Source organism: Rhodococcus sp. SJ-3 (genome assembly GCF_051918125.1).
GTDB lineage: Bacteria > Actinomycetota > Actinomycetes > Mycobacteriales > Mycobacteriaceae > Rhodococcus.
The window spans coordinates 3,799,694-3,812,633 of record NZ_CM123306.1 but is presented as its reverse complement, the minus strand read 5'-3'; the positions used below and the strand labels follow the sequence as shown (position 1 = coordinate 3,812,633).

The window sequence follows — 12,940 nt, the reverse complement described above, 5'->3', positions numbered from 1 at the left end:
ACCGGCCTTCGAATCCGACGATGCACGTGCACGGCTGGCTGCGCCTGTGGCGCGCACTGCCCGCGCCCCGGATGCCGTTGGCACCCAAGTGCGGGCAGTGCGACGAGTACGGCCGGCTCGACGACGACGAACACCGACGTGCCGTCCGGTGTGGTTGCCGCGTGCCGGTTGCTGCGTAGCTCGCTCACCACACGTCGACGACGCCACCGCACGATGTGGTCGGGATGCTCCACAGCGGAATGCTGTTGACCGCGCTCACCGTGAACTCGACGGGTCCGGGACCCGAGTTCAGATCGAACGTCACCACGTCACCGCCCGGGTACGCGACGGTCGCGGTGTCGGTGAGGGTGCCGCGCTCGTCGGTGGCGATGTTGTGCCAGTCGAACTTCACGTCGGTCTGATATCCACCGGCGAAGAACCACAGGCTCGACACGTCGGGCATCTGGAGCTGGATGCTGCCCGATTCGGTTTGGTAACCGAACAGGCGGGCCGGGGCGTAGGGCTGATCGAGGATGTACGGGCTCACGCCCCAGCACCGATCCATCGGCACCTCGACCGTGTCGGCCGCGGCCGTCCCGGTTCCTACTGCGAGTCCCGTGAGCATGCCTGCGGCGACAAATGTGGCGGCGCCGACGCGGCGGAGGGCTCGTAAAGACATACATGCACCTTTCTCGTGGACGGATTGTCCACCCAGTGCACCATGATCAGGTCGACGCCGTCCGCGTGATCGTGTTTCTCATCGATACCGGTGTGGTCAGCCGAGTGGTTCGAGTACGTCCTGTGCAGGCGGCCGTGGAGTTGCCGCATTCGCGGGTGCAAATCGAACAACGGTGAACAACACGCCGCACGCGAGCAGTGCCATTCCCGCGCCGAAGGCCACCCAGGTGGAGGCCGAGTGACCGCCCGCGTTCGCAACCTCACCAGCGACCCAGTTCCCGATCGAGGTGCCCAGGGTGATTCCGGCACTGAGCAGGGTCATGATGAATCCGAGACGTCGCGCAGGGGTGTGATCGCCTGCGACCTTGAAGATCGTCACGAGGATCGGGCCGATCGGTGCGCCGACGAACAGCAGGACGACCGCCATCTGCCACGGAACGCTCGGCAACCACATCAATGCCAGAGCAGGAATCAGCACGAGCGCACATGCAGTCCACCTCACCGACGCGCTCAGACGTCCACTCCACCGTGACACACTCAATGCGGCTGCGCCCGAGGTCAAGCCGAGTGCGGCGTAGATCAGGCCCCCACTTCCCGGGTGGCCGGTCTCATCGGCGAAGACCGCGGTGGTGGTGGCCAGCGAGCCGAAAATGGTTCCGATGCCGAGCATCCCGAGGAAGAGGACCGATACCGGAGCCCACGACACTTTCGCGGAGGAGAACTCCCCCTCGCCCAAAGGGTCGACGCCGTCGGCAGGTGCTGCGAACTGTGCGCTGGGATGCAACGCGAACCATGGCACCACGATCACCGTGAGCGCGATGAGGACGTACAGCGGCGCCGCAGCACCGAAAAGCGCAGCAACGATGCCCACGGCCGCCGGGCCGAGAACGAATCCGAGTTCGTCCATCGTGCCCTCGTATCCTTGGGCTTCCCCGACGGCGTGCTCTGAGCCGCGGCTCGACAGCCCACGAATCCACCGCACGCGGGTCATCGGGCCACACTGCGGCACCACGATTCCTGCGACGAATGCCGCCGCGAGCAGGCCCGGCGACAACGCCGGGGCGTCGCCGCCCGGGTCGCCCGCAGCAAGGACTGCCAGCACCGCAAGCACGTAGACCGCGGTGGAGACGAGGAGCGCCCACCGCTGACCCCAGCGGTCGGATGCGATTCCGGACAGCGGGGCGCCGACAGCGACCCCTACTCCCGTGACCGCGGCCGCGATGCCTGCGGAAGCGAAGTCGGATGAGGATGCGACGACGTAGGTCAACACACCCATGACGAGCATGGACAGCGGCAGACGAGCCAACGCCGATACCGGAAAGTACGCCGATCCGACGAGATCGTGCATGGCGCGAAAATGAGAGGGGTTGGAGTTGTGGGCCATCAGTACCTTTTCAGGAACTTTCTGCGTGCAGAAAGACGCGCACGGCGTCCCTGCCTCCCGCCGTGCCTGACCCAGAATCAACCCGACGAGTTTACAGCAGGATTTTCCGGGGTGAACCCGAGGGTGAATTACCTACTTCTCGGTAACATACGACCGAGTTGGTCCGTTGTTCAAATTGTGAACTGGATTTTGTGGGCGCTACTCGCCTGGCTCGTCGTCTCCGTGGCGGTCGCGTTGATCGCGGGGCGAGTCATCCGTGCCCGCGATCAACAAGAGATTCCACCGGCGATCGAGGACGGCGGCGACGACGAGATACACCGGGCCGGCTGAGCAGAGGGCTGATCCATCACGAGCGGTGGCATGCGTGCTCTGTGCGACCGCCGGGCTGTTACTCGAACTCAGTGGGCGCACTCCGACCGGAGGTCGGCAGTGTGACGGTGCCCCCAGTCGGACTCGAACCGACACTTGGCGGATTTTAAGTCCGCTGCCTCTGCCAATTGGGCTATGGGGGCCGCCCGGATCACCCTAGCGGGTGGTAGGCGTCCGCTTCGAGCGAGGCCGCGGATCCGCAGCCTCGCCCGTGTCGCGTCAGCAGCTCGTCGGCGCAGGCTCACCGCGGAACCGTGCGTCGATGTAGTCGTAGGCGTCCGGGAATCCGGCGACTGCGGTCGTCATGTGTTCGGCGATCTCGTACGGCACGAAGGTCAGCGGTGCGCCCTCCGCGCAGTAGCGCCGGGCCACCTCCTCGACCGAGTCGAAGGGTGTGAGGCCGTCCATCGTTCCCTGCCACACGTACAGGGGCGCGGTGGGCACGCCCTCGAAATAACGCAGGCTGTTCTCCCGCAAGATCTCCCGCACCTCGGGGCTGGCCAGCAGGCTCGTGCTCGTCGCCACCTCACCCGCGCTGCGGAAGGCACCGTGGAAGAGAAGGAAACGTCGGCATTCGTTGCCCGTCCAGTCGCGCAACCACATGCCGGTGTCGTTGAGCTGCTCCGAAATGGGCAGGCGTTCCGGATATTCGCGTTCGAGGCCGATCGCAGCGGCGAAGGCCAGACCGAATCCCGGGTGCGGGTTGAGGCCGAGGCCGTCGGCCATCTGCTCGAGGTCGGCGGGTATCCCGCCCGCCACCACCGCGGTCAGATCCAGTTCCGGCGCGTAGGTGGGGGCCAGTGCCGCGGCCCACGCGCTCGCCATTCCGCCTCCCGAATATCCGGCCAATGCGACCGGGCTTTCGTCCAGACCGAGCTCGGCGACACGTTGCACCGCGCGCACGCTGTCCAGCGTGATCATCCCGCCCAGCTTCGCAGCGCCATACGCTCCGGTGGGGCCGAGATGGTCGGGGACGGACACTGCCCAGCCACGTTCGAGACCCAACATCATTCCGGGCGATTCCTGCAGCTCCATGTTGAACAGCGAGCGCGAGGGAGCACACTTGGTTCCCAGCGAGTTGATGATCGCCTGGTACGACACCAACGGCGGGTTCTCGACACCGCGGGGCAACAGCACCGTGGTCACTCCGAGGATCGGGTTGCCCAGCGAGTTGGTCGACCGGAACGCAACCTGCCAACCGTCCGAGTTCGGATACATCCAGGTGTCGATACGGCGTGTGCGGACGACGTCACCGGGCTGCTTCGCGGCAAGATCGGCGGGTGCGGAGTAGAACGGATCCGGATCGGGAACCGGGTACATCGGATCGGCAGCCGCGACGAGCGGCATACCCATTCCCACAAGAACGGCCCCGAGGACCGTTGCCACCACCGTGCCGAGCCTTTGTCGCATGAGTACCCTTCCCGGTTTTCCGCATCATCAGCGGCCAACCGCTCTATACTCACGCCCCGGTCGTTCGTTACCGCTTGATTACGGCATTGTGGGAAGGCAATGGGATTTCGGTCTACCGCACGAGGGAGAGGGCAATTCCGTCGAGGATGTCGTGCTCGCTCACAACAAGTTCGGTGATTCCGGCACGTCGGCCGAGTTCCTCGGCGAGCACAGTGGTCACGATCGAACCACCACCGATGACGTCGACGCGACCTTCATGCATGGGCCCGAGTGCCGCACGTTCGGCGCGGGTCGCGCCGACGAGTCCGTCGCACACTTCCTTCAACCGGTCGAACGGGACCGACGACAGGTGAATCTTCGCCGGGTCGTACACGTCGAGGTCGTGGGCCAGCGCGGCCAATGTGGTCATCGTTCCCGCGACACCCACCCAGGTGCGTGCTTCCTCGACGGGAACGCGTTCGAGCGCTTCGGCGATCTTCTCCCCCGCGACCACGCGCGCAGCCGCGACCTGGTCGGCGGTGGGCGGGTCGTCGTGCAGGCACCGCTCGGTCAGACGCACACACCCGATGTCGGTGGAATAGGCGGCGTGCACACCATTTTCGTCACCCAGCACCACTTCGGTCGAGCCCCCGCCGAGGTCGACGACGACGAACGGCCCACGCGCCGGGTCGAGTTCGCCCACGGCACCGGTGAACGACAGTCGGGCCTCTTCGTCGCCGGTGATCACCTCGGCTTCGGCACCGGGGATCACGGCACCGAGCACGTCGCGGGTCATCGCGAAGAAGTCCTCGCGGTTCTGTGCGTCGCGGGTCGCCGACGTCGCGACCATCCGCACGGCCGTGGCGCCGGTCTTGCGGATGAGATCCGCGTACTCGACGAGCGCGACGCGGGTACGTTCGATTGCTTCGGGGGCGAGGCGGCCGGTGGCGTCGACGCCCTGCCCGAGTCGCACGACCTTCATCAGGCGTGTGACGTCGGTGAGGGTTCCGTCTTCGGCGATGTCGGCGATCAGCAAGCGGATCGAGTTGGTACCGCAGTCGATGCCTGCAACACGAACAGCGCTCACTGGGATTCTCCGCGCAGTTCGGCGTAGGTGGGCCAGTCGGCGGGGATCGCGGTGCCGCGCAGGCCTGCGTCGGCAGCGAGCGCGACCGATTCGTCACCGAACGGGTTGAGGCCCGGCCCCTTGGCGAGCGAATGAGCGATGAGCACGTGCAGGCATTTGACGCGGTCGGGCATACCGCCACCGGTGAAGTCGGTGCCGAGGGATTCGATGGCGTTGCGCTCGTCGAGGTACGACTCGTGTGCGCGTCGGTACGCGGCGGCAAGGTCGGTGTCGGTGCTGAGCCGCTCCGTCATCTCCCGCATCACGCCTGCCGATTCCTGGCGGCTCGCCTCGGCCGTGAGCCGGGGGTCGGTCAGGTAGTAGAGCGTGGGGAACGGTGTGCCGTCGGGCAGCTTCGGTGCGGTCTTGACCACGCCGGGAGCTCCGTCGGGACTGCGGTAGGCGATGGCGAGGACGCCGCGGGGCTCGCGCCCGAGCTGGGCGGCGACGGCGTCGAGGTCTTCCTGTGGAACGGGAGCGGTCACCCGGGGATATCTCCTGGTTCTGGGGGTGCCACGGGCATGTGCTGCGGCACCGGGTCGGTCTCGGGTTCGGGTGGCGGTTCGACCACCGAAAGCCACAGGTCGCTGTACCAGGCGCCGGTGGACGGTGTTTCCGGCTCCTTCTCCTCGTCGACGAGGGCCACGTCGCCGGGCAGCTGCACCTGGTATGGGATGTCGCCCGGCATCACGAAACCCAGACGGTTGCGTGCCTCCGCCCTGACCCAGGCGGGGTCGTCGATGTGGGCCTTCTGGGCTTCGAGGGCCGCGATTTCGCCTTCGAGCTGCTCGCGTTCCTGCGCGATCTGCTCCGCCTCCGACCGTTGGCTGACGTAGGTGCGCAGCGGCACCGCAAGCGTCAGTGCGAGTCCGCACACGACGAGGGCGAGGATCACCGCGCGTCCGGTGGACAATCCGAGGATGGTGCGTTCGGTGCGGGGACGACGACCGTCGCGGGGTGCTCCGACGCGGGTGGGCCGGGCACGGCCCGTACTGCCTCGTCCGCGACGGGACGAATGAACAGGATCCTCTCGACCTGCGGGTCGTGCGCCCGCGGTCTCGGGACCGAGGTCGGCCGGTGCGGTAGATCCCGACGGGCGGGTCCGACTGGGACGGCGGGTCCCGGCCGCACCGTCGGTTCGGCTGCGGCGGGCGCCGGGCCGGGATCTACCGCGCTGGCTCATACCTGACTTCAGCCCTCGAGGTTGAAGCGCGGGAACGCGAGCTCGCCGGCGTAGCGGGCAGCGTCGCCGAGCGATTCCTCGATGCGCAGGAGCTGGTTGTACTTGGCGACACGCTCGCTGCGTGCGGGGGCACCGGTCTTGATCTGGCCACTGCCCACGGCGACCGCGAGATCGGCGATGGTGGTGTCCTCGGTCTCACCGGAGCGATGGCTCATCATCGTCTTGTAGCCGTTGCGGTGCGCGAGGTCGACGGCGTCGAGGGTCTCGGTGAGCGTGCCGATCTGGTTGACCTTCACGAGCAGCGCGTTTGCCGCACCCTTGAGGATGCCGTCTTCGAGACGCTCCGGGTTGGTGACGAACAGGTCGTCGCCGACGAGCTGGATCTTGTTGCCGATCTTGTCGGTCAGCGCGACCCAGCCCTCCCAGTCGTCCTCCGACAGCGGGTCCTCGATCGAGACCAGCGGGTACGCCGAGAGCAGCTCGTCGTAGAAGTCCGCGAGTTCGTCGGCGGTGCGGTTCTTGCCCTCGAACGCGTAGCCGGTGCCCTCGGTGTAGAACTCGGTGGCGGCAACGTCCAGCGCGAGTGCCACATCGCTGCCGAGCTTCAGGCCGGTCTTCGCGATGGCCTCGCTGATCAGATCGAGTGCTTCCTTGGTGCCCGCAACGTCCGGCGCGAAGCCGCCCTCGTCGCCGAGTCCGGTGGCCAGGCCCTTCGCCTTGAGTACCGACTTGAGCGAGTGGTACACCTCGGTGCCCCAGCGCAGGGACTCCTTGAAGGTGGCCGCGCCGATGGGGGCGACCATGAATTCCTGGACGTCGACGCCGGTATCGGCGTGAGCGCCACCGTTGAGGATGTTCATCATCGGCACCGGAAGAATGTGAGCGTTCGGGCCACCCAGGTAGCGGTACAGCTCGAGGCCGGAGGTCTCTGCGCCGGCCTTGGCGACGGCCAGCGACGCACCGAGCAGGGCGTTTGCGCCGAGGCGGCCCTTGTCGGGGGTGCCGTCGGCGTCGAGCAGCGCCTGGTCGACGGTGCGCTGTTCGGTGGCATCCAGACCGATGATGGCCGGGGCGATCTCGTCGAGAACGGCTTCGACGGCCTTCTCGACACCCTTGCCGTTGTAGCGGTCGCCGCCGTCACGCAGCTCGACGGCCTCGTGCTCACCGGTGGAGGCACCGGACGGCACGGCAGCGCGGGCGAAACTTCCGTCCTCGAGCAGCACCTCGACCTCGACTGTGGGGTTGCCACGGGAGTCGAGGATCTCGCGGGCTCCTACCTGCTCAATGATGGCCACTGGCTGATTCTCCTTCGATGGACTTCACGCTGCGGGGTCTGCACGCTGGGGACAGCGTAACCGTCACTACCAGGCAGTGATGCACGGGCGCGCCGCTCGGAGCAGGACTGGAGCGTCGACTCGGCAGATGGGTCTGTCCTCACGGCCGCACACCCACGCTGTATGCGGCAGCGCGGTCGCGGACCAGGGCGAGATAGTCGCCCGAGTAGTTGTAGGCCATCAACGCCCTCGTCCAGCCTTCCGGAGTGGTGAGATCTCCGCCTCGATCACACAGGTAGCGTCCCGCTGAGAGAGCTGCGTCGTCGATGTTGTCCGGTTCGGCGACACCGTCACCGTTCGCGTCGACACCCCAGCTCTTCCATGTCTCGGGGATGAACTGCAGCGGCCCCATCGCCCGGTCGAGGACGGGATCGCCGTCGAGCTCGCCGCCGTCGGTGTCGCGGATCTCGGCGAGGCCGGGCCCGCCGTCGAGCGGAATCCCACGAATCTCGGGTATCGCGGTCCCGTTCTCGTCGAGACGTGCACCCCCGTGTCTGCCGTGGTTGCTCTCGACGCTGCCGATCCCCGCAAGGGTGGTCCACGCCAGTCCGCATTCGCTGTTCGTCGAGGCGAGAACTGCCGCGGCGTGCCCGTATGCCTCCAGCGCGACGACCGGGATTCCCAGTGTCTCGGCCTGAGGTTCTGCCCAGTCGCGCAGGAGGGCAGAGGTCCGGCCCGGACCTTCGAAATCGACGGGCGGCACGGGCACACCGGGACCCGGCGGAACTCCGTCGGGAACCTCTATTCGTGGCAGCTGGGGCGAACGAAGGTTGGAACCCACCGCGATGATCACCACCACTACCAACGCGCTGAATACGAGCAACGGCCAGGCCGAGCGACGACGTCGTGGAGCGGGATACACATCTCCATCTTCCACATGCCCGAAGAACCGCAGGTGAACGCGCCTACGCGGGTGATCGCGAAGATCACCCGCGCAGACTCGGACGGTGGGGGCTCCGAGGGGTCATCGAGCTCCCACCGCGAGTGCAGCGTCCTGTTCCGACGCAGTCTCGATGGCCGCCCTCGACGCCGTCCAGGCTTCCCACGCGCTGCCGACGATGTCGTCGAGGTCGTGCTGCGCCGTCCAGCCGAGATCCGCGTAGATTCGGCCGGCGTCGGCAACTACTCGGGCCGGGTCGCCGGGACGGGGATCGTCGATCCGCCAGTCGAACGGCACACCGCTCGCCTCGCGTGCCGCGCGCATCACGTCGAGCACGCTGGCACCACACCCACAGCCCACGTTGTAGACGGTTCCCATGGCCTCGGCGTCCATGGCGTCGACGACGGTGGCGTGCGCGTCGGCGAGATCGGTGACGTGGATGTAGTCGCGGATACAGGTGCCGTCTGGTGTGTCGTAGGTGTCGCCGAACACCGCGGGCGCCTCGCCACGGTCGATCGCCTGGAACACGCGGGGAACGAGGTTGTGGACGCCTCGGTCCGCAAGTTCTTTCCCTCCGGCGCCGGCCACGTTGAAGTAGCGGAGCGCGGCCCAGCTCAGCCCATCGGCGGCAGCGATATCACGAAGCAACCACTCGCACATGAGTTTACTTCTCCCGTAGGGTGATTGAGGAAGGGTCACGGCTTCTTCGGTGACGGTCGCGTCGCCCACGGTGCCGTAGACCGCGGCGCTGGACGAGAACACGATCCTCCGTACGTCCATCCGGACCATCGCCGCAAGGACACTCTGCATGCCGTACACGTTCTGCCGGTAGTAGTAGGAGGGACGGGTGATGGACTCGTCCACGGCTTTCCGGCCGGCGAGGTGCACCACTTGATCGACGTCGTACATGTCGATCACGTCCATCAGGAAATCCGTGTCGAGGACGCTCCCCACTTCGACGGGCACACCGGCGGGAAGCAGTTCCGGATGTCCGGCCGACAGGTCGTCCACCACCACCACTTCGCGGCCGCCCGATCGCAGTGCGCGCACGACATGGGTGCCGATGTATCCCGCGCCTCCGGTCACCAACAACATGGCTACCACCCTTCATACCAGGAGAGTTGCACGTACTCGAAAACTTGTACTGCTCGGTTCGATTCGGGCGGGTCAGGATGTTCGGTTGCCATGGAGGACAGCTCCGAAGGTCCTGCACAGGATCGACAGATCCATCACGAACGACCGGTTCTCGACATATCGGAGATCGGCCCGGTCCGCTTCCTCCGACGAGGGATTGCAGGCTCCGCCGATCCGCCACAATCCGGTGAAACCCGGTTTGACGACCAGTCGGTGTGCCCCGCTTCGGCCGCCGTACCAGGACCGGCACTCGAGTGGCACCCGAGGTCCGACGAGCGCCAAGGTGCCTCCCACCACGTTGAACAGTTCGGGTAGTTCGTCGATGGAGTGCCTGCGAAGGAACCTGCCGACCCTGCCCGTCCGGAGATCGTCTCGAAACGCATACACGGCGAATGCGCGACCGTCCCGCCCCACCCGGTCCCGCTCGAGGAGCACAGGGCCCGAACCGTCGAATCGGATGGTCGCAGCAACGAGTGCGAGCACGGGCGCAAGGACGATGAGAAGCAGCAATGCGAACACCCGGTCGGCGACGTTCTTCGCGACCCATGTCGGGCCACTGTACCGAGGCGCACTCACCTGCAGCAGAGGAAGACCGGCAAGGGGCGAGATGTGCAGGCGTGGACCGACGACGTCGATGAGGATCGGGGCGATGATGAGATCCACCCCGACACTCTCGAGGTCGCGGTCGAGCGTCCGCATTCGCGCACACGAACACCTGTCGGACGGGAGCAGTGCGACCGCGTCGAACTTGTGGATCTCGGCGATCCTGAGGATGTCGGCGTCGGTTCCCAGTACCGGAACGTCGTCTATCGCCACCGGCGGTGCGGGTGGAGCGTCTCCCTCCGCGTCGACAGCAAGGCAGACGCCCTCCACCTTCCAACCGGATTTCTCCGGTCCGTTCGTGCGACCGACGAGTTCATGGACCTCTTCCGCATTCCCGACGACGAGGACGGAGCGCAGCCATCTTCCTCGACTCCGGAGACGCAACACTATGATCCGCATCATCTTTCGAGTTGCGAGCGTCAGCACCAGCGCAAGCGGAAGCGCACCGAAAATGTACATCCCGGCCTGAGCCGCACCCAGCATGTATGCAAGGATCGCCGATGCTGCAATCGCATAGAGATAGGCACGGACGATTCTGCGGTACTCTTCCGAGCCCGATCCCAGAATTCTTCTGTCCCAGCATTTCTGAAACGCAACCGACAGCACCGTGACGACGGTGCAGATCGCGAGCACGGCGACCCCCTGCCCATCGGTGAGTGCGTCGTTCGGGTGGTATCCGACGGCGACGATGAGGATTGCCAGGGCGAGGCAGAGCAGGTCGCAGGACAGCACCGAGACTTCGTAGCGACGCTCCCATCGCGCGGGACGCACGATGCCGTCGGGCACGACGATTCCGGGCGCCGCGAACGCACGAACCGGAGCAGTCGAGTTTCGTACTGGGGCAGCGACTGCGGCATACCCGCCGATACGCTTGTACATCAAGGTCACCCCTGTTCGGAGCCGTCGGACCCCCGACACTCAAACCGTACCTTGAGACTGTTTTATTCGCAATAACAAACCGTAAGTCCGACTCAGCGTGCAACATCCCCGAGAAAAGTCCTGTGGGAAATGGCCCCATCGACGTTCCACGGCAACGCGAGCGCACCAACCTCCAGCAATCGCTCGATCTCCTCCGGCCCCTTCGGCTTGCTCATCAAAAAACCTTGCGCACGAACACAACCCACGTCAAGAAGGTAGCTCACCGCCCCCACGGATTCGACCCCCTCGGCCACCACATCGAGCCCGAAGGACGCGGCCAGCCCGACGATCGAATCGATGATGACCCTGTCGCCTTCGCTTCGATCGAGATTCTGCACGAACACCTTGTCGATCTTGAGGGTGTCGACAGGAAGGGACTTGAGATGACCGAGAGAACTGTATCCGGTTCCGAAGTCGTCGATTGCGATCCGCACTCCCAGCCGCTCGAGTTTCGAGAGCGTGGACCGCGTACGTCGCAGGTCACCGACAACCACATTCTCGGTGATCTCGAGGCACAATTCCGAGCCGAGGAGACCGTACTGCTCGAGAACCTGCTTCACATAGATGTCGAAATCCATGGAAACCAACTGAACCGGCGACACATTGACGCTCATGATCAGGTCGAGTTCTCGGAAATCACGCTTCCACTGTCCCAGCTGTGCGCATGCAGTATCGATCACCCAGGCACCGAGTTCACCTGCCAGGTTGGTGGATTCGGCGACCTCGATGAACTCCAGCGGTTGCAGTTTTCCCAGCACCGGGTGGTTCCATCGCACCAGCGCTTCGAGCCCCAGTATCCTGCCGGTGCGCAGATCGACCTCGGGTTGGTATTCGAGCATCAGGTGGTCGTCGTCGATCGACGTGCGCAGGTTCATCTCGATGATCGTTCGTCGCTCGCCCATATCGTTCATGTCTTCGGTGAACACACCGACACTGTTGCCGCCCTGCGCCTTCGCAGACATCATTGCCTGGTCGGCCCGGCTGAGCAGAGTGACCGCCAAGACCTCGCCGGGTACTCCGAGCGCGACCCCCACACTCACACCGCGCCCGACCGTCTGGCCATCCAGAGCGACGGACTCTCCGACATGTTGCAGCATCGCTTCTGCCCGACCGGTCACCTCGTCCAGTGTCGCGGGACCGTCGAGCACCACCACGAATTCATCGCCGCCCAGCCGCGCGACCATGTCGTCACGTCCGTTTCCGTCCGACAAACGTTGAGCGATCCGGCACAGGTAGGTGTCGGCTGCGCGATGGCCGAGAAAATCATTCAGCGCCTTCAACCGATCGAGATCGAGGAACAGCACTCCGACAGGACCGGGCTTACCTGCGCACAATCGGTCGTCGAGATACTCGAACAGAGCGCGCCTGCTCGCAAGTCCCGTCAACGCATCATGATAGGCCGCGTACCTCAGATCCTCCTCCGCACGAATCCGTGCCTGCACCTGGGTCAGCAATGCGGCGATCAATTTCAGCGTGGTGACCTCGTTGTCGTTCCAGGCCCGATCGCCTTCTTTGATCAGCCCCAATGCGCCGGTCGTGATCGGTCCGGAAACGAGGGGCACGGCCGCCACCGACACATTAGGCATCCCCGACCCCTCGAAGACCCGGTGCTCGTACCCCTCCCAGTCGGGGTCGGAGGCCGCCTGCGTGCGCGGGCGACTCAGCAACGGCTCCTTCATCGTGGCGGAAGCCGCGAAGATCAGGTCCGCATTGTGGAAGTAGATCACCCCGAGCGGGTCGGGATCCGGGATCACCGGCCTCTGCGGCCATTCGGCGACCAGACGCGTGGCACCGGCGTCATGGTCGTTGTACCGGAGGAACGCGGTGTCGACTCCGAAGTGTTCGACAAGCTCGCGGAGCACTTCCCGCGCCGCGACCACCTGAGTGGCGGCATCGGCAGGCATCAGGTGCGCGGCGATGCGGGTGACCAGCGCATCCAGCGTATGTTCCGTACCGGGCATCG

Annotated in this window: 13 protein-coding genes and 1 tRNA gene; 2 read left to right on the top strand and 12 right to left on the bottom strand. The window is 65.6% G+C overall.

All coding sequences use genetic code 11. The features are described from left to right. Window positions 1-20 precede the first annotated feature (20 nt). A complete protein-coding gene (locus ACTDXD_RS17790) occupies window positions 21-179 on the top strand; it encodes a hypothetical protein (RefSeq protein ID WP_440123620.1) in 159 nt (52 codons plus the stop codon). A 5-nt stretch (window positions 180-184) separates the two neighbouring features. On the opposite strand, the gene ACTDXD_RS17785 is transcribed toward ACTDXD_RS17790, so the two are convergent. Beyond that, entirely contained in the window at window positions 185-658 is a 474-nt protein-coding gene (locus ACTDXD_RS17785; RefSeq protein WP_169687748.1) for a hypothetical protein, read from the bottom strand. 96 nt (window positions 659-754) lie between these two features. After that, window positions 755-2,005, bottom strand: coding sequence for an MFS transporter (locus ACTDXD_RS17780; protein ID WP_440123619.1), 1,251 nt, complete (start codon window positions 2,003-2,005; stop codon window positions 755-757). Window positions 2,006-2,218: 213 nt separating this feature from the next. Here ACTDXD_RS17780 and ACTDXD_RS17775 point away from each other — a divergent pair, with 213 nt between their 5' ends. After that, window positions 2,219-2,371, top strand: coding sequence for a hypothetical protein (locus ACTDXD_RS17775; protein ID WP_440123618.1), 153 nt, complete (start codon window positions 2,219-2,221; stop codon window positions 2,369-2,371). 108 nt (window positions 2,372-2,479) lie between these two features. Here the strand turns inward: ACTDXD_RS17775 and ACTDXD_RS17770 are convergent. The 10 genes from ACTDXD_RS17770 to ACTDXD_RS17725 all read right to left on the bottom strand — a co-directional run bounded on the left by ACTDXD_RS17770 (window position 2,480) and on the right by ACTDXD_RS17725 (window position 12,938). Next, window positions 2,480-2,553, bottom strand: a tRNA-Leu gene (locus ACTDXD_RS17770). Between the two features lie 76 nt (window positions 2,554-2,629). Continuing rightward, window positions 2,630-3,820, bottom strand: coding sequence for a lipase family protein (locus tag ACTDXD_RS17765; RefSeq protein ID WP_440123617.1), 1,191 nt, complete (start codon window positions 3,818-3,820; stop codon window positions 2,630-2,632). A gap of 112 nt (window positions 3,821-3,932) precedes the next feature. After that, a complete protein-coding gene (locus ACTDXD_RS17760) occupies window positions 3,933-4,886 on the bottom strand; it encodes a Ppx/GppA phosphatase family protein (RefSeq protein WP_440123616.1) in 954 nt (317 codons plus the stop codon). Beyond that, on the bottom strand, window positions 4,883-5,410 hold the full coding sequence (locus tag ACTDXD_RS17755; RefSeq protein WP_440123615.1) for a DUF501 domain-containing protein: 528 nt from the start codon (window positions 5,408-5,410) through the stop codon (window positions 4,883-4,885). The genes ACTDXD_RS17760 and ACTDXD_RS17755 overlap by 4 nt, the downstream gene beginning before the upstream one ends. Continuing rightward, the gene (locus ACTDXD_RS17750; RefSeq protein WP_440123614.1) at window positions 5,407-6,108 is read right to left on the bottom strand and encodes an FtsB family cell division protein; all 702 of its coding nucleotides are present in this window, start codon (window positions 6,106-6,108) and stop codon (window positions 5,407-5,409) included. Before ACTDXD_RS17750 ends, ACTDXD_RS17755 begins: the two co-directional genes overlap by 4 nt. An 8-nt stretch (window positions 6,109-6,116) precedes the next feature. Continuing rightward, window positions 6,117-7,403 (bottom strand): phosphopyruvate hydratase, encoded by a 1,287-nt coding sequence (gene eno, locus ACTDXD_RS17745; protein ID WP_169687755.1) that lies wholly within the window; start codon window positions 7,401-7,403, stop codon window positions 6,117-6,119. A 139-nt stretch (window positions 7,404-7,542) separates the two neighbouring features. Beyond that, window positions 7,543-8,304, bottom strand: coding sequence for a lytic transglycosylase domain-containing protein (locus ACTDXD_RS17740; RefSeq protein ID WP_440123613.1), 762 nt, complete (start codon window positions 8,302-8,304; stop codon window positions 7,543-7,545). 102 nt (window positions 8,305-8,406) lie between these two features. Further along, window positions 8,407-9,417: a UDP-glucose 4-epimerase GalE gene (gene galE, locus ACTDXD_RS17735; RefSeq protein ID WP_440123612.1), complete on the bottom strand. Its 1,011-nt coding sequence runs from the start codon at window positions 9,415-9,417 to the stop codon at window positions 8,407-8,409. A gap of 72 nt (window positions 9,418-9,489) precedes the next feature. Further along, a complete protein-coding gene (locus tag ACTDXD_RS17730; protein ID WP_440123611.1) occupies window positions 9,490-10,938 on the bottom strand; it encodes a sugar transferase in 1,449 nt (482 codons plus the stop codon). A 92-nt stretch (window positions 10,939-11,030) separates the two neighbouring features. Then, complete coding sequence (locus tag ACTDXD_RS17725; RefSeq protein WP_440123610.1) at window positions 11,031-12,938, bottom strand: putative bifunctional diguanylate cyclase/phosphodiesterase; 1,908 nt, start codon at window positions 12,936-12,938, stop codon at window positions 11,031-11,033. Window positions 12,939-12,940: the final 2 nt, after the last annotated feature.